Genomic DNA, 21,426 nt, shown 5'->3' with positions numbered 1-21,426 from the left:
TCCTCTCCTTACTGGGCCTCTGGCATTTGCCGAACATCTACGAAACGCCCTGCAATAGCTGCTGCCGCTGCCATGGCTGGACTGCAGAGATGAGTCTTAGCACCAAATCCCTGTCTGTCTTCAAAGTTGCGGTTACTGGTTGAGGCACAGTGGACCCCATCAGGGACCTTGTCAGGATTCATCCCTAGGCACATAGAGCAACCTGGGTCTCGCCACTCAAAGCCAGCGTCTAAGAAGACCTTATCCAAGCCCAACTTCTCAGCAGCTCGTTTGACAGGACGAGAGCCTGGAACTACGATAGCCGTTAAGTTGGGAGCTATTTTCTTCCCTTTGACAAATCGAGCAGCCAGTTGCAAGTCACTGAGCCGAGCATTGGTACAAGAGCCGATAAAGATATAGCCTAGTTCAATATCCGCTGGCTTTTGACCAGGCTCCAAGTCCATGTAATTGTAGGCTCGCACATCATTCATATCCTTAATTTCTGGGAATCTACTGTCAAAATCAACCCCCATAGCAGGATTGGTTCCCCAAGTCACCATGGGAGCCAAGTCTGAGACATCCATCCGGATAACCTTATCGTATACGGCATCATCATCGCTGACAAGCGTCTTCCAGTCAGCAACCGCCTCCTCGAAAGCTTCGGGAACGCATTCCCGTCCCTTGAGATAGTCATAGGTAGTCTGGTCTGGATTCATAATTCCCATCTTCGAACCAAACTCGATGGACATATTGCAGATGGTCATCCTCTCTTCCATGGTCAGTGCATCAATCGCTTGCCCACGATATTCCACCACATATCCTACACCACAAGCAACGCCATACTTGGCAATTAAAGCGAGAATGTAATCCTTAGAGTAAACTCCTTTTTGAGGAACACCAGTGAATTCTACCAGCATTTTCTTAGGTTTAACTTGCCAGAGTGTCTGGGTAGCAAAGACATGCTCAACCTCACTGGTCCCAATCCCAAAAGCGATAGCTCCGAAAGCTCCGTGAGTAGCTGTGTGGCTATCTCCACAGACGATGAATTTTCCTGGTTGCGTCCGTCCTGTTTCTGGACCTACCATGTGAACGATTCCCTGCTTTTCAGAACCATGGGCCGCATGTTCAATCCCAAACTCCTCAACATTTTCAGCAAGCTTATCAATTTGAGCCTTAGAAATCACATCTCGAATATCGTAAATATTGACGGTCGGAACATTATGGTCAAAGGTTCCAAATGTCAAGTCGGGCCGTCTCAATCTGCGCCCCGCATCTCGTAATCCTTGAAAAGCTTGGGGACTAGTCACTTCATGAATATAGTGCTGGTCCACATACATGAGTTGGGGCTGCCCTTCTTCTCCTGTGATGACATGACGGTCCCATAATTTATCAAAAATTGATTTTCCTGCCATCCATTACCTCCAAATAAAATATAAGGCTACTAGTGTGGTCACCATCCCGAGAAACCAAACTGTTTTAAAATACCATTTTCTAGTCTTGTGGTGAAAGGTGATTCCTGCCAACCAGGCACCAAAACCACCACAAGTAAGGGCTAAAATGAGTAAGATTTTCTCTGGGACGCGCCAAGCACCTCTTCTTGCCTTGGATTTGTCAATGCCATAAATCAAGAAAACCAGCAAATTCCAAATCAAGAGGGCAAGCGTGATTCCTTCATTTATCTTCATAATCTTTCAATGATGGCTTCTGTCATTTCCCTGGTCGAAGCCTGTCCTCCTATATCTCTTGTTAAAATACCAGCCGCTAAACTAGCTTCAACAGCACGCTCGATACGCTCCGCATCCTCATAACGTCCAAAGCTGTCTCTCAGCATCATGGCAACTGACAAAATCATAGAGATAGGATTGGCAATTCCTTGACCTGCAATATCTGGTGCTGAACCATGAATGGGTTCGTAGAGGCTTGGACCTTTTTCAGAATGACTAGCAGATGGCATAACACCAAGTGTGCCAGATAGAACGCTTGATTCATCTGATAGAATATCTCCGAAAAGATTCTCTGTCACAATGACATCAAACTTGGCAGGATTGGTAATCATAATCATAGCAGCTGAGTCCACCAACTGGTGTTCCAAGGTAACATCTGGGAAATCCTGCGCGACTTCCTCAGCCACTATCCGCCAGAGTTTTGATGTCGCTAGAACATTTTGCTTATCGATACTAGTAACGATTTTTCTGCGACTTCTTGCAATTTCAAATGCCTTGCGAAGGATCCGCTCCACTTCCTCATAACTGTAGTCGTTGATATCACGCGCTTTTCGATCTTCAAGAATATGATCCCCAAAGTAAATACCTCCTGTCAACTCACGCACCACGACAAAGTCTACACCAGCAATTCGTTCCGGTTTGAGAGGTGACAAATGCTTGAGACTATCAAAGATTTTTACAGGCCGAATATTGACATAGAGATTGAGTTTCTTCCGAAGAGCCAGCAAGCCTTGTTCAGGCCGAACCGCTGCACCATCATACTGAGGACTACCGATAGCCGCTAGGAGAATCGCATCTGCTTCTCTACATGACTTGAGGGTTTCATCAGGTAAGGGATGCCCCGTAGCATCAATACCTGCACCTCCAAAGGGGCGTCTATCTATCTCATAGTCAAAACCTGTTTTTAAAGTTAGAGCTTCCAGAACTGCTAAACCAGCTTCCATGATTTCTGGACCGATTCCATCCCCTGCTAGAGCTACTATTTTCTTTGTCATAGCCTTCTCCTTTACACACTAGGCATGTCTCGGTAGGAAACGCTATGCCTCATCTCACCTGCATTCTCTTTTTGAACAAAAGTATTGGCATTGATATAAGCAATAGCCGAAGCCTTCAATACATCGAAGTCAAGACCTGCTGCGTTAAAGATGGTTTCTGTATCTCTGTTTTCAACAGTAACCAAGACACGAGCCTGGGCATCGATACCATCTGTTACCGCGTCAATAGTATAGGACACCAAGCGGACAGATTGGTTAAAGAACTTATCGATAGCGTTAAAGATTGCTTCAACAGAGCCTTGCCCTGTTGCATTAAATTCGACTTTTTCACCATCCATGTTGGCAAGACTAACGAGCGCTTCGATGTCATTGTCCGCATGGGTTTGAAGTTGCAAATCATCAAAGTGGAAACCTTCTGGATTTTCAACCATGGTTCCAGCTACCAGAGCTCGAATATCTGCATCTGTGATTTCTTGTTTCTTGTCCGCCAGTGCCTTGAACCTAGCGAAGAGTGGTTTGATATCCTCTTCTGTAAAATCTAGTGCCAATTCTCTTAGTTTTTCAACAAAGGCATGGCGACCAGACAATTTTCCAAGCGGAAGGCTATTGCTCTTAACACCGACCAATTCAGGTGTGATGATCTCATAAGTGAGAGGATTTTTAAGAACTCCATCTTGGTGAATACCAGATTCATGAGAAAAGGCATTACCACCAACGACAGCCTTGTTTTTAGGAACTGGAATACCAGAGAAGCGAGAAACCATTTCTGACGTATTCATTGTTTCATCCAAAACAATATCGCTAGTTGCTTGGAAGAAATCCTCACGAATCTTCAAAGCAACAGCTACTTCTTCAAGAGCAACATTACCTGCGCGTTCACCGATACCATTAATAGTTCCCTGGACACGTCCAGCACCGTGTTTAATTGCTGTCAAAGTATTTGCAGTTGCCATACCGAGATCATCGTGACAGTGGACACCAAAGACAACTTTATGATCTGATTTAATATTTTCAGTCAAGTGATCAAAGATGCGTGCAAACTCTTCTGGAGTCGTAAAGCCAACTGTGTCAGGGATATTGATATAAGATGCACCTGCATCGACCGCTGTTTGAACGACTTGTAAGAGGAAATCCAACTCTGTTCTAGTCGCATCTTCAGGAGAGAATTCGACGATTTCAAACTTAGAACGTGCATAAGAAACATGTTCCTTGATAGCTTCTAAAATCTCTTCCTTGCTCTTATTGAGCTTATACTTGCGGTGAATCGGACTGGTAGCGATAAAGACATGAATTTGAGGATACTTGGCATCCTTAAGCGCCTCATAACAAGCATCAATATCAGATTTTACAGAACGAGCTAATCCTGTCACTGCTGTTTTTTTCATGGCTTTAGCAATTTCTTGAACAGCTATAAATGAATCTGGACTAGCAGCCGGAAAACCAGCTTCAATTACAGAAATTCCCCATTTCTCCAGCTGTCTTGCAATGGAAACTTTTTCCTTTATTGAGAAGTTAACACCAGGTGTTTGTTCCCCATCACGAAGGCTTGTATCAAAAAATTCAACTTTACGCATAAGATTTCCCCTTTTCCAAATGTGGTTTTAAAAAAACATCTCGCTTAGAAGCCCAAGCGAGATGTTGATTTACTCCCGCTTGGTAAGCCAAACAGGACTAATGCTTTTGCACTAGCCCGAGTACCTCAACAACAAAGCAAATTGATTAAACTTAGCTGTTTTCATGTTTGACTTTCTCCTTCGTTTGATATCTTGTTTAGTATTTTAGCATAGCTAAAAACACTTGTCAAGAAAAAATCCATTATTTTCTGAAAATTTCTTCAGTAAAGAATATTTTGCTAATTGAAAGTGTTTGAAAACTCAAGCGAATTTCTTTATTTTTTCACGGTCAAGTTCCAACTTCTTTCGATAAATTCTAACACTTCTTCATCTTGCAAACTATCATCAAGCGCCAGACTAAGCCAGTAACGTTTGTTCATATGGAAGGCTGGATAAATGCCTTTTTTTGAAAGCAAGTCAACTACTTGGTCGTGTTTGAGGTTAACTGCTTCGACTAGTCCTTCTCTGCCCTTTTCCAGCTTATCCCATGGGATTCTCATCACAACAGCATACCACTTTTGATTGTCTTCATGGCGCAATACAGCTGTATCAGGAGACTTTTCCCACAGATACTCCAACTGATTACCATATTTCTCCTGAACTTGAGCCATGATACGCTTAGTCTGAGGACAGATAAAATCCTGCACATCAAAGCAAGCCTTCCGAATCTGGTAGAGAATCTCCAAACAAGCCTCACGGACACTTGCAACAAAGCTTCCTGTCATACTTTCCATATGTACTTGAGGATAGAGGTCACCCGTTTCCTGATCAAAAACCTGAAAACTCACATTATCAGGAGTGATAGAGACTGTCATGGAAAAGTCACCTTGCAAAATCTGGCAACTATAGGTCCAAACTTCCCCCATTTCTACAAAACCATAGGCATGAGCTTTTTCTTTATTAAACTGGTAGGATTTAAAAATTTCAAACATAAGTGAAAACTGCTACCAAAAGCTAGCAGTTCCTTTCTATTTTTTAAAAGACAACCTTAGTTCCATGCAATTGTGTCACGCCCAACTGGTCAATAAAGGTTTGACGGTTGTCCAAGTCAATCCCCCCACCTGGTAGAATTTCAATTTTACCTTTAGCATGTTCCAAAATTCTGTGATAATGAGCGAAACGTTTCTCTAGCGAGTCTCCAGACACACCAGCACGAGTTAGGATACGGGTGACACCAGCTTGGCTTAGCCAGTCAATGGCTTCCAACTGGTCTTCATCACTCAATTCATCAAAGGCCATGTGAAAGACAATTTCCATTCCTTTAGATGCGGCAATCAGCTTCTCAAGATTAGTCTTATCCAACTTCTTATCAGCAGTTAATGTCCCAAATACCACCCCTTGACTTCCAGCCTGAGCAGTCAAACGAATGTCTTCCAGCATGATCGCTATTTCAAGATCAGTATAGACAAAATCGCCACCACGGGGACGAATCATGGTCATGATGGTGGTGTCGTAGTTAGCTGCCAGTTCAACCGCCGCCTTGGTCACTCCATAGCTAGGTGTTGTTCCACCCACTGCTAGATTGTCACAAAGTTCGATTCGACGAGCTACAGCCTGCATCGCTTTTTCAAGCAAGGTCACATTTTCAGCACAAAATTCGTAAATCATTTGATTCTCCTTGATGTTTTCTTTAAATTTATTATATCATATTATTTTAAATATGCTTTCATTTTTATCAAGGCAAATAACTACTATTTTTATCTATTCTTTGTCAGGAATGACTTTAAAGAGATAGTAGGTAATAAAGATAGTCAGGGCTCCCAGACCGATTTTGACTGGTAAAAGAGGGGCAAAATAAATAGAAATCCCCATCAAGATATAGATAGATACGATAATTTTTTTCTTTCGTTCACGCGCGATTGACTTGGTTTCCCGAAAGTCCGCTACATAAGTCTGATAAAGCTTTGTATGATAAAGCCAGTCTTCAAATCTCTTTGAAGACTTGGAAAAGCAAGCAATTGATAGCAAAAGGAAGGGCGTTGTTGGCAAGAGGGGCAAGACAACCCCAACAAGAGCCAAGGCTAAAGAAATAAAACCAATACTTAGGTAAATAATACGCATGTCTTCTCCTATTTGAAATAATCTTCTACTAGTTTCCCACAAAGTGAGGAAATTTGTCAAGCTTCAAGTAAAAAGAGCCTGAAATTTATTTTCAGGACTCTGCATTTTATTTAATTTTCTCCTCTTCGTAGTCGCCATTGCTACATACAACCTGCTTGCCTCCACCACGGACTTTTTTCTCCACAAGGAAGTGTCCGCATTTTGGACAGTCACGGCCAATTGGTTTGTCCCAGGAAGTAAACTCACATTCTGGGTAACGATTGCAACCATAGAAGATACGATTGCGCTTGGTTTTGCGTTCGATGATTTGTCCTTGATGACAGCTTGGACACTCGACTCCAATCTCTTTGACAATCGCTTGTGTATGACGGCAATCTGGAAAATTGCTACAAGCATAGAATTTACCAAAACGACCGAGCTTAATCACCATTGGACTGCCACAAACTTCACAGTCAAATCCAGCTGGCTCATCCTTGATCTGGATTTTTTCCATTTCGGATTCAGCCTTGGCCACTTCTTTAGAGAATGGTTTATAAAATTCATCAATGACACGTTGCCACTGCTCTTTACCAACTTCGACATCATCCAGTTTTCCTTCCATCTCAGCTGTGAAGGTCACATTGACGATGTCTGGGAAGTATTCAACGATGAGTTTGTTAACAATTTCTCCCAGTTCTGTCGGTTCAAAGCGTTTAGCTGCCAGACGAACGTAGTAGCGTTTTTGGATAGTTTCAATGGTCGGAGCGTAGGTTGACGGACGTCCAACTCCATTTTCTTCCAAGGTCTTGATAAGAGTCGCTTCCGAATAGCGAGCTGGCGGTTGAGTGAAATGTTGTTCTGGCTTGCTATTGACCTGCTTGACCACATCTCCAACAGCCATATCTGGCAACATCTTGTTCTTGTCAGAGTCATTGTAGATAGCAAGATACCCATCAAACTTAACTTGACTACCATTTGCCGCGAATTGGACTCCATTTTGAGAGAGTTTGACAGCCATGGTATCAAAGATAGCAGCTGTCATCTGGCTAGCCACAAAACGGTTCCAGATAAGGGTATAGAGCTTAAGCTGGTCTTTGTCCAAGTACTTAGCGATGCTTTCAGGTGTGTTAAAGACACTAGATGGACGAATGGCTTCGTGGGCATCTTGAGCACCTGAGGCATTCTTGACCTTGCTACCATGCTTGGAATACTTGCTACCAAAGCGGTCGTTAATATAGCTTGCTGCTTCGTTCTGAGCCACAGGACTGATACGAGTCGAGTCTGTACGCATATAGGTAATCAAACCTTGCACGCCCGATCCAATATTGATCCCTTCATAGAGCTGTTGGGCTACCATCATAGTCTTTCGAGTACGGAAATTGATTTTGTTAGCAGCATCCATCTGCATGGTTGAAGTTGTATACGGTAGGGGCGCATTGCGTTTGCGTTCTTTCTTATCTACCTGGTCTACTGCGAAATCTTTACTAGTCAAATGGGACAAGACTTCTTTGACCTCTTCATTGGTGGTCAATTTCATCTTTTTGCCATTCATACCATAGAAAGAAGCCTGAAATTGCTTGGTTCCCTTCTTAAAGACACCATCAATTGTCCAGTATTCTTCCGGTTGGAAGGCATTGATTTCATTTTCACGGTCAATGATGAGCTTAAGGGCAACTGACTGCACGCGTCCTGCTGATAAGCCCTTCTTGACCTTTTTCCACAAAATTGGCGAAATTGAATACCCGACCAAGCGGTCTAGGACACGACGAGCTTGTTGGGCATCGACCAAGTCCATGTCAATCTTGCGAGGTTCTTTAAAGGCATTTTTTACTGCGTCCTTGGTGATTTCATTAAAGACTACACGGTTGGCATCATTCTCATCCAAGTTGAGAATGTGAGCCAAATGCCAGGAAATTGCTTCTCCTTCACGGTCCGGGTCACTCGCCAGAAAGACTTTATTGGCCTTTTTGGCTTCTTTTTTCAGATCATTGATGAGAGGGCCTTTGCCTCGGATATTGATATACTGCGGTTCATAGTTATTTTCAATGTCGACTGACATACTGGATTTTTTCAAATCACGGATATGCCCGACACTGGCTAAAACCTTGTAATTTCTGCCTAGATATTTCTCAATCGTTTTTGCCTTGGCAGGCGACTCCACGATGACTAGATTTTTTTTAACTGTTGATTTTTTCTTCTTTGTTGCCGTAGCCACACTATCACACCTTTTCAAAGTAATAAACTTTATAAAGTGTAAACCATTTTTCTATAGCTGTCAAGACCTAAGTCCTATATATAGAAGAAAAGTTTATCTAAGTGAACAAATTTCTCCTTAAAATTCAAACTCAGCTAACACATCTTGACCGCTACTAATCAGCTTTGCTCCCTCTTGAATCAGGTGGTGACAGCCATCTGAATGGCCATCTAAAATGTTTCCTGGAATAGCAAAAACATCGCGACCTTCCTCCATAGCTCGTTCACAGGTAATAAGACTCCCTGAACGCATCCTTGCCTCTGCAACGATCACACCACGGCAAAGGCCAGCAATGATGCGATTACGAGCTGGAAAGTGAAATTTCAAGGGTTCTTCACCAGGTCCATACTCGCTAAGTACCAAATGGTGATTGCCAATGTGTTCCTGCAAACGTTTATTGGCGCGGGGATAGAAAACATCCAATCCTGTTCCAATGACAGCAATTGTTCTTCCTCCATTCTGGAGTGCAGCCATATGGGCAGCCGTATCAATCCCTTTGGCCAAACCACTGACCACGATTAACTCGTTTTCCAAACCTTGAATGACTTTCTGAACCGATTTTGCTCCCTGACTAGAACATGAACGACTCCCTACAACAGCAACCTTTGGAAATTTCAACAGGTCTAGGTTTCCTTTATAAAACAAGAGCGCTGGAGCATCATAAATCTCACTCAGATCCCAAGGATAACAGTCATCAAGAATCGAGAAGGATGGAAATTTCTGAAACTCCTTCTCCAACTGTGCATCATCTATCTGGAAATAGCGTTCCATAAAGACAGCAGGATTACGACAACCTGAAATTTCTGCAATATCACCTAGCAAGAGCTCCTGATCTACAGTCTCGTCGTACTCAAGAACAGTTAAAATTTGTTGATTGGTCAGCCCAGCTTTTCTCAATTTGTAAATCTCATAGTTTGTGATCTTCATATACAACTCCATTTCTTTTTCTACTCATCTATCTATTCGTAAAAAAATAAAAAGAAGACCAAGAATCTTCTTTTTTTCATTTATTCAGCTTTAGTAGTTGACCAGCTACTTTCAACCATCGGTAAGATTGTTTTTAAAGCTTCCCCATCCCCTTCAAGTGAAACATAGCGGATTTTACCATCATTTGATCGGAAAACCCAAGTAACGAGGTATTTCCCTGACTTAGCAATTGCATTGACAACATAGGCTTCATAACCTCCAATGGTCGATTTGGAGCCCCAAACCTTACTGAAATCAGAGCTTTGTTCTTTGGAAGTTAAAATACTAGATGAGACAGCCACAACATCCAGTTTAGCATATTCTTCTTCGCTGATATTAAACTGCTCAGCCTTGAAGGTATTCAGCGTAACAATGTTGATATCTGTTCCATCACTATACTGTATATCATTTCCACCTTCTACTTCATGGAATCGAACCCATGATTTGGGTACCTTGACAAAACCATACTCATTCGAGCCGATGATTTGCGTCTCTTCCTTTTTCGCTTCAGAAACGGCAGAGCTAGAGCCACTCGTTTCCTGACTGCTAGAAGAACTAACAACTGCAGACGAACTTTCTTCGGTTGCTGTTTGTGATTTATTGGAGCATGAAGCTAGAAAAACACTAGCAGTAACTACAGTACCTAAAATTAATAATTTTTTCATCCTACCACCTTTCCATCTGCATTATAAGAAAAATAAGGACTTCTGTCAAATTTTAACCTAATCAATTCTGTTAGTTTCCGATTTTATAGCTCACATTTAAAGAAAAAACTCTTGAAAAATCTTCAAGAGTTTTGTTTTCTATTTCTATTCTTCATCCATGCTTAAGACGCTAAGGAAGGCTTCTTGTGGGACTTCTACTGATCCGATAGCTTTCATGCGTTTCTTACCAGCTTTTTGTTTTTCAAGAAGTTTACGCTTACGAGAAACGTCACCACCATAACACTTGGCAAGTACGTTTTTACGAAGGGCCTTGATATCCGTACGAGCCACAATCTTGTGCCCAATTGCTGCTTGAATCGGCACTTCAAATTGTTGACGAGGGATAATTTTCTTGAGCTTATCAACGATGAGTTTCCCACGTTCGTAGGAAAAGTCCTTGTGAACGATAAAGCTAAGGGCATCAACTTTGTCTCCATTGAGAAGAATGTCCATTTTGACCAGCTTAGATGGGCGGTACTCGGACAATTCATAGTCAAAGCTTGCATAACCACGCGTCGAAGACTTAAGCTTATCAAAAAAGTCAAAGACGATTTCAGCAAGTGGGATTTGGTAGATAACATTGACACGATTGTCATCAATATAGTCCATGGTCACAAAGTCCCCACGTTTGCGTTGAGCCAATTCCATTACTGCCCCAACAAACTCCTGTGGTACCATGATTTGCGCCTTAACATGCGGTTCTTCAATAGTCGCAATCTTGGTTGGATCTGGAAACTCTGATGGGTTAGAGACATCCATAGACTCACCGTCAGTTTGGTTAACCTTATAGATAACAGACGGAGCTGTCATGATGAGGTCAATATTGAACTCACGCTCCAAACGCTCTTGGATAACATCCATATGGAGAAGTCCAAGGAATCCACAACGGAAACCAAATCCAAGCGCCTGAGATGTTTCTGGTTCAAACTGCAAGCTGGCATCGTTGAGCTGCAATTTTTCTAGGGCTTCACGAAGGTCATTGTATTTATTTGACTCGATTGGGTAAAGTCCTGCAAAGACCATAGGATTCATCTGCTTGTAGCCATGTAATGGCTCTGCCGCAGGATTGGTTGCCAAGGTAACTGTATCACCCACACGAGTGTCTTGAACTGTCTTGATAGAAGCCGCAATATAACCAACGTCACCTGTCGCAAGGAAATCACGCCCTACTGCTTTCGGCGTGAAAATACCAACTTCCGTCACATCAAAGGTCTTGCCATTGCTCATGAGTTGAATCTTATCGCCAGGTTTGACAACTCCGTCCATGACACGAACTTGGAGGATAACCCCACGATAGGCATCATAAACTGAGTCAAAAATCAAGGCCTTAAGTGGCGCCGTCACATCACCCGTTGGTGCTGGTACTTTTTCTACGATTTGTTCGAGAATTTCTTCGATCCCAATACCAGCCTTAGCAGAAGCTAAGACCGCTTCGCTGGCATCCAGTCCAATGACATCCTCAATCTCTGTACGAACACGCTCTGGATCAGCTGCTGGTAGGTCAATCTTGTTAATGACGGGCAGAATTTCCAAATCATTATCCAATGCTAGATAAACGTTGGCAAGTGTTTGAGCCTCAATCCCTTGGGCCGCATCAACCACCAAGATCGCTCCTTCACAGGCAGCTAGCGAACGCGACACTTCATAGGTAAAGTCCACGTGCCCTGGCGTGTCAATCAAGTGGAAAATATAGGTCTCGCCATCTTTTGCAGTGTAATTGAGCTCGATAGCATTGAGTTTAATGGTAATCCCACGTTCCCGTTCTAGATCCATGCTATCCAGAAGTTGGGCTTGCATTTCACGACTAGAAACCGTCTCCGTCTTTTCCAAAATGCGGTCTGCCAGCGTTGACTTCCCGTGGTCAATATGGGCGATGATAGAAAAGTTCCGGATCTTCTCCTGTCGTTTTTTTAATTCTTCTAAATTCATGATTCTCTTCCTTTCAGGGTATCTATTTATTATAAATTGTTTTTAACATTTTGACAAGACCATACCCTGTAAGGAGTACTAATCTTCGGCGATAAAGCCATCATTTTCGATAAAGTGGTGTTCTGTCATTCCATGGTCTGTAAAGACGATTCCATGAAGGACACCTCCATAAACGGCTCCTCCATCCATCCCAATCTTGCCATCTTCTGTCACCCAAAGGTCAGCAGTACCTGGTTTCTGATCTAGTAGACCATAGACTGGTGTATGACCAAAGACAATAGTTTTCCCGGTATGATTTTCGGCTTCGTGGAATGGTTTTCTGAGCCAGACTTTCTTGTAATCGGTCGTTTCATGCCAATCATCCAAAGTCAAATCAATACCAGCATGAACAAAGATATACTTGTCTGTCTCTACTACAAATGGCATTTGACGAATAAATTCGACCAAGTCTGCTGCTTCAGTCGCAACCCGTTTGGCATCTTCTACGCCATCAACTGGTGCATCCAAGGGGCGACCTAGGATAGAGTTGATGGTTGTATCTCCACCATTTCGACGATAGTGGTCATAGCTTTCCTCCGGATTGTCCAACCAAGTCAGGAACATATACTCATGATTACCTGATAAACAGATAGCTCCTTGATTGTCAACCAAGTCTTTGACCATTTCTAGAACACGGCGACTGTCTTCACCACGGTCAATCAAATCCCCTAGAAAAAGCAACTGAGTTTGACCATCCCAGGTTTTGAGCAGATCTTCTAGCATACCTGCTTTCCCGTGAACATCTCCAATTACATAATAGTCTGTCATTTATTTCTCCCTCGTTTGCAATAATTCTCTGGCTTGAGTAAGGGCAGCTTCTGTTACATTTTGCCCAGCCAACATTTTAGCTACTTCCTCTACTCGCTCTTCTAAAGTCAAAAGGCGAACCGTCGACACCGTTGAGTGCTCATCGCTAATCTTCTCAATAAAGAATTGGTAATCTGCAATCGCAATTACTTGTGGTAGGTGAGAAATAGCTAAAACCTGACCATGTTGGCCAATCTTGTGAATCTTCTGAGCAATAGCTTGAGCAACACGACCTGAAACTCCTGTATCCACCTCATCAAAGACTATACTAGTCTTACCTTCCTTATGAGAAAAGGCAGACTTGATAGCCAACATGAGACGAGACAATTCCCCACCAGATGCAACCTTGACCAAGGGTTTAAAGTCTTCACCAGGGTTGGTAGAAATGTAAAACTCGACCATTTCATTCCCCTCACGATTAAATTTGCCCTTGCTAAAGCGAACCTGAAATTGAGCCTTCTCCATATAGAGATCTTGCAGTTCTTGTTTAATCTCAGCTTCAAGTTTCTGGGCCAAATCATGGCGAGCAGATGCAAGCTGACCTGCCAAGTCGACAAGATTAACTTCCAATTTCTTGAGTTCTGCTTCCATGTCTTCGGAAGAAAGGTTATTTCCAGTCAAGAGATTGTACTCATCCGTAATCTTAGCAAAATAAAGCAGGACATCATCCACAGTTCCACCATACTTGCGGGTAATAGTATTCAGAAGATCCAGGCGATTCTCAACCTGCATAAGGCGATTACCATCAAAATCCAAGTCCTCAATAATATCTTCCAAACGCTTTGTAATATCTTCTAAAACATAGTAGGTCTCTGATAGAGAACTTGAAATTTCACGGTATTCAGGGTCAAATTCTTCGACACTTTCCATGTCATTCATGGCTGAACGGACATTAGCAAGACTGGAGAATTCCTCATTGTCCAACATACTATAGGCATTGGTTAGCGTATCCGCAATGTTCTTATGATTGAGAAGCTTATCTCGTTCTTGGTTGAGAGCCAAGTCTTCACCAGCCTGCAAGTTTGCAGCCTCAATCTCTGCCATTTGAAATTCCAACATCTCAATACGAGCCTTATGTTCCTGCTGGTTTTTCTTGACTTCTAGAACCTGCTTACGCTTTTTGCGATAGGCATCAAAGCTCGTCTGATAGGTCTCCTTCAGCTCCAAGAAAGCTACATCACCAAACTCATCCAACATCTGGATGTGAAGCTGTGGACGCATTAACTCCTCTTGGTCATGTTGACCATGGATATCCACAAGGTGTTGCCCAATGGCACGCAAGACAGACAGATTGACCATCTGACCATTCACGCGACTAACACTACGACCATTTTGCAAAATTTCCCGCCGGATGATAATTTCATCACCCATTTCCAAACCTTGCTCATCAAAAAGTTCCTGTAAAACACGACTGTTTTCAACCGAAAAAAGTCCTTCAATCTCCGCCTTTGGCGCACCATGACGAATAACGTCTATCGTTGCACGAGCCCCCAACATGAGATTCATAGCGTCGATAATGATAGACTTTCCGGCACCCGTTTCCCCAGTCAAAACAGTCATACCCTTTTCAAAATTGAGCGAAATCGCCTCAATAATGGCAAAGTTTTTTATTGAAATTTCAAGTAACATACTGACCTACCATTTTTTGACTTGTTCAACAATTTCTTCAGCTGCCTCTGCTGTTCTAGCTACAATTAAGATAGAATCATCATCAGCTAGACAGCTAAAAATCTGTTCAGGAAATGCTTCGACCAACTGACTCTTCACAAAAATAGTATTTCCAGGAATGACAGAAAGGTTGATCATATTTCCCATTAACTCAGAACTCACAATATTGTTCTCAGCCAACTGCAAACTTTTGACGATTGATTTTGGCAACTCATAGATATAGGTGTTGTTCTTCAAAGGAATTTTAACAATTCCAAGTTCTTTGATGTCCCTTGAGACAGTAGCTTGAGTAGCAGAAATACCTGCTTCCCTCAAGTACTCAACAATTTCTTCCTGAGTCCCGATCTGATAATCCGTAACAAATCTTCTAATTTTTTCAAGTCTCTCTTTTTTATTCATCTTTAAATTCTCTATGTGCTCTCTCTACAACTTTTTCTATTTCGGGAACAACTTGATTGCTTGCTCCCTCTTCCTTTTTCAAATATGCCAGAAATTCGATGTTTCCATGTCCTCCTTGGATTGGTGAATAGTCTAATCCAAGCACAGAAAAGCCTTGTTCAACCGCCATAGCAGTGACAGATTCAAGGACAGTTTGATGAACCTTGGCATCGCGAATGATCCCATTTTTCCCGATTTGCTCACGACCTGCTTCAAACTGAGGTTTGACAAGTGCTACCACCTGACCTTGATCAGCCAAGACACGGTGCAAGGCAGGCAGGATCAGACTAAGGGAAATGAAACTTACATCAATACTGGCAAAACTTGGTTCCTGCTCAAAGTCAGTCTTTTCTGCATAGCGGAAATTAAACTGCTCCATGCTGACAACCCGAGGATCTTGGCGCAATTTCCAAGCCAACTGATTGGTGCCAACATCCACCGCGTAGACAAGCTCAGCACCATTCTGCAACATGACATCGGTAAAGCCACCAGTAGAAGCCCCAATATCAATCGTGGTCGCCCCATCCACTGACAAATCAAAGACTTGCAAGGCCTTCTCCAGTTTTAGACCACCTCGGCTAACATACTTGAGTTTTTCACCTTTGAGTTTTAGCTCAGTGTCATCTGGGATTTTCTCTCCTGGTTTGTCAAATCGCTCCCCATTGAGGACAGCTACGACTAGACCTGCCATGACACCGCGCTTGGCCTGTTCTCGGGTTTCAAACAAGCCCTGTTTATAAGCTAGTACATCTACTCTTTCCTTAGCCATTGATTCTTAAACTTTCTACTACTTTCACAATCGGCTCCGTTTCAAAGCTGACTTCCTGGACAATTTCTTCCAATTTTACATTAGCTTGATCCAGAGTTTGGTTACAAAAGGCAATGGCCTCCTCCAAACCCAACAAGGCTGGATAGGTTGACTTTTCTGCCTGCAAATCCTTTTGTGGAGTCTTCCCGATTTCCTCAAAACTAGCGGTCACATCCAGCACATCATCTCGAACTTGAAAGGCCAGCCCGATCAATTCACCAACTGTTTTCAGTTTTACTTGGATTTCTGGTTCTAATTCAGCTATGATAGCGGCGGCTTGGAAAGGATAGGCTAGTAATTTTCCAGTTTTATTGGCATGAATGGTCTGGAGTTCTTCCAAAGACAAATGCTGGTGTTCGCCTTCCATATCTAAAACCTGACCTGCCACCATGCCTAGACTACCTGAAGCAAGGGATAAGTTGGCAATCAAATTCACCTTAATCCGACTTGGCAAATCTGCCTGCGCGATCAAGGCATAGGGATCTAGGAACAAGGCATCTCCTGCCAATATTGCCATTGCTTCGCCAAATTTCTTGTGATTGGTCAAGCGTCCCCGACGGTAATCATCATCATCCATGGCAGGAAGATCATCGTGAATCAAGCTCCCTGTATGAATCATTTCCAAGGCCGCAGCTACCTGTGCATGCGCTGGTCTAATAGCGACTTGCAAGGCTTCCAGAACTTCTAACAAGAGAAAAGGCCGAATTCTCTTGCCACCAGCATGAATGGAATAAAGAACGGACTCTCGCAAACTAGAGGCAAACTGCTGGTCTCCATAAAAATTTTCCAAAGCCGACTCAACAAGAGCTAATTTTTCTTGCTTCTTCATTCAAAATCACTTTCTGTTCCGTCTTCTTGCATGACCTTGACCAAGGTCTTTTCAGCCTTGTCCAGCGTCGCTTGGAGCTCTTTTGACAAAACCATGCCCTTTTGAAAGGCCGCAATCGCATCTTCTAGAGCGATTTCGCCATTTTCTAAACTTTGGACAATGGACTCAAGTTCTGCTAGATTATCCTCAAATTTCTTTTGTTTTGACATCTTTAACCTCTAATTCTACTTGACCATCTCGCATTAAAAGCGTCACTTGGTCATTTTTCTTCAAACTCTCAACCGAATCCACAACGGACTCTTCTTTTTTGACAATAGCATAGCCACGCGCCACAATTCGGCTCGTATCCAGCATCAGAAGAGCTTCCGAGAGTCGCTTGACCTCAGCAACCTTGGCATCATAAACCAGAGCTATTTGGCTACGGAGGAGCTTGTCCAACTGAGCAAGCCGATCCTGATAGCGTTGGATTTTGGGAACAGGTGATAATTGCACCAATTGGTGTGTCCTTGCTTGGACTAAATGTTTGCTATCAGAAATCCGTGTTCGCAAACTTTGTTTTAATCGCAGTTGCAGTTGATCCAACCGTTGCAAATATCCATCGTACAAGCGCTCTGGCTGTCTAAAGATGACTGACTGACTGCATTTTTTCAAAGCTTCTTGTTTCTTAGATAGGACATTTCGGACTGCTGTTGCCATCCGTTTTTCCTGATTTTGCAAATGGGTCAAAAGATCCAACTTGGTCACAGGCGTTGCCAATTCAGCCGCAGCTGTTGGCGTCGCAGCACGACGATCGGCCACAAAGTCTGCCAAGGTCACATCCGTCTCATGCCCAACACTAGAAATAACTGGCAAACGAGATTCAAAAATAGCCCGTACCACGATCTCTTCGTTAAAAGCCCAGAGATCCTCGATGGAACCCCCACCACGACCAATGATGAGGACATCTAGGTCCTCACGTTGATTGGCACGCGCAATATTCCGAGCTATTTCCTCAGCAGCTCCATCTCCTTGCACCTTGGTTGGATAGAGAAGGATATCGACACCAGGAAAACGTCTACTGACGGTTGTGATAATATCTCGAATAACAGCTCCACTGCGACTGGTTACCACACCGATTCGCTTAGCAAACTGGGGAAGAGGTTGCTTGAATCTCTCTTGAAATAGACCTTCTTCCGTCAATTTTTTCTTAAGTTGTTCAAACTGAATCGCTAGCGCCCCAACCCCATCAGGTTCAACTTTTTCAATGATGATAGAGTAGCTACCGCTTGGTTCATAGACCTGCACACGCCCAATTACATTGATCTTCATTCCTTCTTCCAGGTCGAAACCTAATTTTTGATAAATCCCTGACCAGATGGTTGCTTGAATAACTGCATGGTCATCTTTCAAGGAGAAATATTGGTGAGTAGGTCGTTTACGAAAGTTGGAAACTTGACCAGTTAAATAGACCCGTTCCAAGTAAGGGTCTTTATCGAATTTCATTTTCAGATACTTGGTCAAAGTTGTTACCGATAAATACTTTTCCATCTCCACCTACTATTCATTTTCTTGCTTTTCCATGGGTATTATTATACCAAAAACATGCTTAAAAATCACCTTTTTCCTACTGAAACTAAAGGAAAAATAGAAAAAGGAGGCAAGGCCTCCTCATCTAATTATTTACTGTTTCGTGCTTCTTCCAAAATCTTTGCAATTTTTGTCGTCAAAAGGTCTATAGCAACGGTATTGCTGACTCCCTCAGGAATGACGATATCGGCATAACGCTTGGTCGGCTCGATAAACTGGTGGTACATGGGTTTGACCACGCCCAAATACTGCTCAATAACGCTGTCTAGACTACGGCCACGCTCCTCCATATCACGCTTGATACGACGAATAATACGCACATCATCATCTGTATCCACAAAAATCTTGATATCCATCAAATCGCGCAGACGCTTGTCCTCCAAGACCAGAATCCCCTCAACGATAAAGACATCCTGAGGCTCCTGACGATAGGTCTTGCTACTCCGCGTATGCTCTGTATAGTCATAAGTTGGAATGTCCACCGGACGTCCTGCCAACAATTCCTTAATCTGCTCGATCATCAAGTCTGTATCAAAGGCAAATGGATGGTCGTAGTTGGTTTTGACACGCTCTTCAAAGGTCAAGTGAGACTGATCCTTGTAGTATGAATCGTGCTCAATCATGGAAATCTTTTCATCAGGAAAGTGCGATAAAATGGCTCTTGAAACACTGGTCTTACCACCACCAGAACCACCTGTCACTCCGATAATGATTGGTCTATTTTGCATGCTATCCTCCGTTTTTTTATCCGACGTCTATTTTATCACATTTTTTACAAAATTTATAGTCTGATTTTGGATAGATTATGGATAACAATTCTAATACTTTCACTCCAGTTAGACTAGCCGAAAACCTTCCTTGGTTTGTAGAGATTGCCTCTTTTTTCTAAAATGGCTAGCAATTTATCCCCCTCAAAGGCAGCCAATTCTTGGTCTGTTTGGTCTAACTCAATAAAACGACCAAATCGCACTTCTGTAGCCTCTTCTGGACTTAGGAAAACTTTAACAAGATCCCCCGTACCAATCTCTAGAGGATGGAGAAAGTCCAGTTGACCAGCCTCCACTTTTGCAGCAATTTCATTCAAAGTCAAGGCATCTTCTAACTGTAAACCTGCTGCACTCGTCCGAGTCAAATGGGACATATGGGCCGCATAACCCAGCTTCTCTCCCAAATCAACTGACAAGGTACGGATATAAGTCCCCTTACTACATTTCACACGAAATGTAAAACGTGCGAGGTGATCCTCATAAGAAATCGGACTAGTCCGCTCAAATTGATAAATAGCCACCTGACGTTCTGGACGCTCCACTTCCTGACCAGCACGCGCATACTCATAGAGCTTGCGACCATTGACCTTGACAGCCGAGTACATCGGTGGAATCTGAGTGATAGGCCCAGTCAGACTAGCAATCGCTTCATCGACAATGGTTTCATCCAAGAGCGACAAAACAGGAGTCTCTGCGACCACTTCTCCACTAGCATCCTCGGTCGTTGTTGAATAACCTAGAGTGATTTCCCCCTCATAGACCTTGCCCTCGTCCTGCATAAACTCGACCATGCGTGTCGCCTTACCAACCGCAATGGGCAAAACACCCACCACATCCGGATCCAAGGTCCCACCATGACCGATTTTCTTTGTCCCCAAAATCTTACGCAGCTTAAAAACCGCATCATGCGAAGTCATCCCCGCTTCTTTTTTTAAGTTGATAATACCGTTCATGTGTTTTTTCCTCACTCTCCCTTCAGCGCTTCGAACTTCGCTTTCATGGTTGGATTTTTTCGGGTCAATTTTTTAACTGAAACATCTTCCAGTTTGTTATTAGCGAGGCGGAGTTGGTTTTCAGATGTGGTTAGGAACTTTTTGACTTCCTCCATCCGTTTGATGGCCTTGTCGATTTCATCGATTGCTTTTCCAAAGTTGGTCGAAGCAGAGTTGTAGTTTTTGGCAAAAGCTACTTTGAAGGCATCCAAGTCTTCTTCAAAATGGGTAATATCGATATTTTGCTCCCGAACTAAGGCCAACTCTTGCTTATATTTCAAAGAATTAAGCGCAGCATTACGTAAGAGACCAATCAACTGAATAAAGAACTGAGGACGAACCACATACATCTTTTCATACTCGTGACTGACGTCAACAATCCCTGTGTTAAAGTAGTCATTATCTGCTTCTAACATAGTCACCAAAACGGCATATTCACAGTTCTTCTCCCGACGATCCTTGTCCAATTCTTTGTAAAAATCTACATTCTTGTGCTTCTTCTCAGTCCCATCCGCTTCATTTTTCATCTCAAACATAATGGAAATGAATTCTAGACCATTTTCATCAAAATCACGGAAGATAAAGTCCCCCTTAGACCCACGCGCAGAGACCTTGTTATCCTTCTCAAAGTAGGCATTTGGAAAGGCAAAACTACGAACCTTGTTAAACTCACTCTCTGCATACTGTTCCAAACTTTCCCCGATAGCTTTTGTGGATTGTTGGGCTTTGAAATTCTTATAGAACTCGACCTGTTCACTAGCTGCCTTGAGCTGAGCTTCGTAATTTTTCTTAACAGAAGCCAAAGATAACTCATTTTCCTTTTCCTGCAAGAGGAGCTGATTTTTGACCTGATCGCGTTCTTTTTCTAAGTCAGAAAGGGTCTTTTGCAGTTGATTTTCATGCTCTAAACGCAAGGTAGCCAATTGGTTTTCCAAGGCCTGTACTTCCTTGTCCTTTGCCAATAAAGCCTGATGACTTGTCTGCTCAACTTCTTTCTTAGCTAACTCTTTCTCTGTATCAAAGTTTTGGATTTGACTCTGTAATTGCGCAATTTCTTGATCCTTCTGAGCCAGTTTAGTCTGTTGCTCATTCATGGCCTTTTGCTCAGCTAAGGCCAGCTCCTGCTTCATTCGATCGTGCAGTTCCTTATCAAACTCAGCCGTTCTCACTTGGGATAAGAGTTCGGCATACTGACTCTCATTTACTGTAAAGACTTCCCCACAGTTGGGACATTTGATTTCGTTCATAACTTTCCTCTTTCTAAACTTCTGTAACCATTATATCATGCCTGAGGGAAAATCAAAAACA

General features: G+C 42.9%; 21 protein-coding genes. All 21 read right to left on the bottom strand.

Translation table 11 applies throughout. The features are described 5' to 3' along the window. Positions 1 to 8: 8 nt before the first annotated feature. On the bottom strand, positions 9 to 1,391 hold the full coding sequence (leuC, locus tag NYE79_RS04550) for a 3-isopropylmalate dehydratase large subunit (protein ID WP_216728334.1): 1,383 nt from the start codon (positions 1,389 to 1,391) through the stop codon (positions 9 to 11). A 3-nt stretch (positions 1,392 to 1,394) separates the two neighbouring features. Further along, positions 1,395 to 1,664, bottom strand: a complete 270-nt coding sequence (locus NYE79_RS04545; RefSeq protein ID WP_125841322.1) for a DUF1294 domain-containing protein — start codon at positions 1,662 to 1,664, stop codon at positions 1,395 to 1,397. After that, positions 1,661 to 2,698, bottom strand: coding sequence for a 3-isopropylmalate dehydrogenase (leuB, locus tag NYE79_RS04540; RefSeq protein WP_216728333.1), 1,038 nt, complete (start codon positions 2,696 to 2,698; stop codon positions 1,661 to 1,663). The genes NYE79_RS04545 and leuB overlap by 4 nt, the downstream gene beginning before the upstream one ends. Before the next feature lie 11 nt (positions 2,699 to 2,709). Then, positions 2,710 to 4,272: a 2-isopropylmalate synthase gene (locus tag NYE79_RS04535; RefSeq protein WP_216728332.1), complete on the bottom strand. Its 1,563-nt coding sequence runs from the start codon at positions 4,270 to 4,272 to the stop codon at positions 2,710 to 2,712. Between the two features lie 314 nt (positions 4,273 to 4,586). Further along, positions 4,587 to 5,243, bottom strand: a complete 657-nt coding sequence (locus NYE79_RS04530) for an MmcQ/YjbR family DNA-binding protein (RefSeq protein WP_213952030.1) — start codon at positions 5,241 to 5,243, stop codon at positions 4,587 to 4,589. Between the two features lie 43 nt (positions 5,244 to 5,286). Next, entirely contained in the window at positions 5,287 to 5,919 is a 633-nt protein-coding gene (locus NYE79_RS04525) for a copper homeostasis protein CutC (RefSeq protein ID WP_216728331.1), read from the bottom strand. Between the two features lie 93 nt (positions 5,920 to 6,012). After that, a complete protein-coding gene (locus NYE79_RS04520; protein ID WP_001220359.1) occupies positions 6,013 to 6,372 on the bottom strand; it encodes a YbaN family protein in 360 nt (119 codons plus the stop codon). A gap of 106 nt (positions 6,373 to 6,478) precedes the next feature. Further along, the gene (topA, locus tag NYE79_RS04515; RefSeq protein WP_216728330.1) at positions 6,479 to 8,566 is read right to left on the bottom strand and encodes a type I DNA topoisomerase; all 2,088 of its coding nucleotides are present in this window, start codon (positions 8,564 to 8,566) and stop codon (positions 6,479 to 6,481) included. 117 nt (positions 8,567 to 8,683) lie between these two features. After that, positions 8,684 to 9,532: a DNA-processing protein DprA gene (gene dprA / locus NYE79_RS04510; RefSeq protein ID WP_061586937.1), complete on the bottom strand. Its 849-nt coding sequence runs from the start codon at positions 9,530 to 9,532 to the stop codon at positions 8,684 to 8,686. 80 nt (positions 9,533 to 9,612) lie between these two features. Continuing rightward, a complete protein-coding gene (locus NYE79_RS04505) occupies positions 9,613 to 10,236 on the bottom strand; it encodes a hypothetical protein (RefSeq protein WP_216728328.1) in 624 nt (207 codons plus the stop codon). 144 nt (positions 10,237 to 10,380) lie between these two features. Next, complete coding sequence (lepA, locus tag NYE79_RS04500; RefSeq protein ID WP_339293822.1) at positions 10,381 to 12,204, bottom strand: translation elongation factor 4; 1,824 nt, start codon at positions 12,202 to 12,204, stop codon at positions 10,381 to 10,383. 78 nt (positions 12,205 to 12,282) lie between these two features. Next, positions 12,283 to 13,011, bottom strand: coding sequence for a metallophosphoesterase family protein (locus NYE79_RS04495; RefSeq protein ID WP_084873214.1), 729 nt, complete (start codon positions 13,009 to 13,011; stop codon positions 12,283 to 12,285). After that, on the bottom strand, positions 13,012 to 14,679 hold the full coding sequence (recN, locus tag NYE79_RS04490; RefSeq protein ID WP_216728326.1) for a DNA repair protein RecN: 1,668 nt from the start codon (positions 14,677 to 14,679) through the stop codon (positions 13,012 to 13,014). It abuts the gene before it with no gap. A 6-nt stretch (positions 14,680 to 14,685) separates the two neighbouring features. Then, a complete protein-coding gene (locus NYE79_RS04485; RefSeq protein WP_216728325.1) occupies positions 14,686 to 15,117 on the bottom strand; it encodes an arginine repressor in 432 nt (143 codons plus the stop codon). Then, positions 15,110 to 15,925 carry a TlyA family RNA methyltransferase gene (locus tag NYE79_RS04480; RefSeq protein WP_070683983.1) on the bottom strand — a complete coding sequence of 272 codons (816 nt, stop codon included), beginning with the start codon at positions 15,923 to 15,925 and terminating at the stop codon, positions 15,110 to 15,112. Before NYE79_RS04480 ends, NYE79_RS04485 begins: the two co-directional genes overlap by 8 nt. Then, on the bottom strand, positions 15,918 to 16,793 hold the full coding sequence (locus NYE79_RS04475; RefSeq protein WP_216728323.1) for a farnesyl diphosphate synthase: 876 nt from the start codon (positions 16,791 to 16,793) through the stop codon (positions 15,918 to 15,920). Before NYE79_RS04475 ends, NYE79_RS04480 begins: the two co-directional genes overlap by 8 nt. Further along, positions 16,790 to 17,002 (bottom strand): exodeoxyribonuclease VII small subunit, encoded by a 213-nt coding sequence (locus tag NYE79_RS04470; RefSeq protein WP_084944567.1) that lies wholly within the window; start codon positions 17,000 to 17,002, stop codon positions 16,790 to 16,792. Before NYE79_RS04470 ends, NYE79_RS04475 begins: the two co-directional genes overlap by 4 nt. Continuing rightward, entirely contained in the window at positions 16,980 to 18,320 is a 1,341-nt protein-coding gene (xseA, locus tag NYE79_RS04465; protein ID WP_339293821.1) for an exodeoxyribonuclease VII large subunit, read from the bottom strand. The genes NYE79_RS04470 and xseA overlap by 23 nt, the downstream gene beginning before the upstream one ends. Positions 18,321 to 18,448: 128 nt before the next feature. Further along, the gene (udk, locus tag NYE79_RS04460) at positions 18,449 to 19,087 is read right to left on the bottom strand and encodes a uridine kinase (RefSeq protein ID WP_009730252.1); all 639 of its coding nucleotides are present in this window, start codon (positions 19,085 to 19,087) and stop codon (positions 18,449 to 18,451) included. Positions 19,088 to 19,200: 113 nt separating this feature from the next. Beyond that, on the bottom strand, positions 19,201 to 20,079 hold the full coding sequence (gene truB / locus NYE79_RS04455; RefSeq protein ID WP_025168842.1) for a tRNA pseudouridine(55) synthase TruB: 879 nt from the start codon (positions 20,077 to 20,079) through the stop codon (positions 19,201 to 19,203). 11 nt (positions 20,080 to 20,090) lie between these two features. Next, on the bottom strand, positions 20,091 to 21,365 hold the full coding sequence (locus NYE79_RS04450) for a DUF2130 domain-containing protein (RefSeq protein WP_049518808.1): 1,275 nt from the start codon (positions 21,363 to 21,365) through the stop codon (positions 20,091 to 20,093). Positions 21,366 to 21,426 lie beyond the last annotated feature (61 nt).

It is taken from the genome of Streptococcus sp. FSL W8-0197 (genome assembly GCF_037963785.1).
Classification (GTDB): Bacteria; Bacillota; Bacilli; order Lactobacillales; family Streptococcaceae; genus Streptococcus; species Streptococcus oralis_CQ.
This window is presented reverse-complemented; position numbering and strand designations above follow the sequence as displayed.

Bases quoted from the DNA above. Each gene is read 5' to 3' on its own strand.
- NYE79_RS04450 (WP_049518808.1), bottom strand. From the start codon at position 21,365: ATGAACGAAATCAAATGTCCCAACTGTGGGGAAGTCTTTACAGTAAAT.
- leuC (WP_216728334.1), bottom strand. From the start codon at position 1,391: ATGGCAGGAAAATCAATTTTTGATAAATTATGGGACCGTCATGTCATC.
- NYE79_RS04525 (WP_216728331.1), bottom strand. From the start codon at position 5,919: ATGATTTACGAATTTTGTGCTGAAAATGTGACCTTGCTTGAAAAAGCG.
- NYE79_RS04535 (WP_216728332.1), bottom strand. From the start codon at position 4,272: ATGCGTAAAGTTGAATTTTTTGATACAAGCCTTCGTGATGGGGAACAA.
- NYE79_RS04480 (WP_070683983.1), bottom strand. From the start codon at position 15,925: ATGGCTAAGGAAAGAGTAGATGTACTAGCTTATAAACAGGGCTTGTTT.
- NYE79_RS04495 (WP_084873214.1), bottom strand. From the start codon at position 13,011: ATGACAGACTATTATGTAATTGGAGATGTTCACGGGAAAGCAGGTATG.
- lepA (WP_339293822.1), bottom strand. From the start codon at position 12,204: ATGAATTTAGAAGAATTAAAAAAACGACAGGAGAAGATCCGGAACTTT.
- NYE79_RS04505 (WP_216728328.1), bottom strand. From the start codon at position 10,236: ATGAAAAAATTATTAATTTTAGGTACTGTAGTTACTGCTAGTGTTTTT.
- xseA (WP_339293821.1), bottom strand. From the start codon at position 18,320: ATGGAAAAGTATTTATCGGTAACAACTTTGACCAAGTATCTGAAAATG.
- NYE79_RS04530 (WP_213952030.1), bottom strand. From the start codon at position 5,243: ATGTTTGAAATTTTTAAATCCTACCAGTTTAATAAAGAAAAAGCTCAT.
- truB (WP_025168842.1), bottom strand. From the start codon at position 20,079: ATGAACGGTATTATCAACTTAAAAAAAGAAGCGGGGATGACTTCGCAT.
- NYE79_RS04470 (WP_084944567.1), bottom strand. From the start codon at position 17,002: ATGTCAAAACAAAAGAAATTTGAGGATAATCTAGCAGAACTTGAGTCC.
- recN (WP_216728326.1), bottom strand. From the start codon at position 14,679: ATGTTACTTGAAATTTCAATAAAAAACTTTGCCATTATTGAGGCGATT.
- leuB (WP_216728333.1), bottom strand. From the start codon at position 2,698: ATGACAAAGAAAATAGTAGCTCTAGCAGGGGATGGAATCGGTCCAGAA.
- NYE79_RS04520 (WP_001220359.1), bottom strand. From the start codon at position 6,372: ATGCGTATTATTTACCTAAGTATTGGTTTTATTTCTTTAGCCTTGGCT.
- NYE79_RS04545 (WP_125841322.1), bottom strand. From the start codon at position 1,664: ATGAAGATAAATGAAGGAATCACGCTTGCCCTCTTGATTTGGAATTTG.
- NYE79_RS04475 (WP_216728323.1), bottom strand. From the start codon at position 16,793: ATGAAGAAGCAAGAAAAATTAGCTCTTGTTGAGTCGGCTTTGGAAAAT.
- NYE79_RS04485 (WP_216728325.1), bottom strand. From the start codon at position 15,117: ATGAATAAAAAAGAGAGACTTGAAAAAATTAGAAGATTTGTTACGGAT.
- udk (WP_009730252.1), bottom strand. From the start codon at position 19,087: ATGCAAAATAGACCAATCATTATCGGAGTGACAGGTGGTTCTGGTGGT.
- dprA (WP_061586937.1), bottom strand. From the start codon at position 9,532: ATGAAGATCACAAACTATGAGATTTACAAATTGAGAAAAGCTGGGCTG.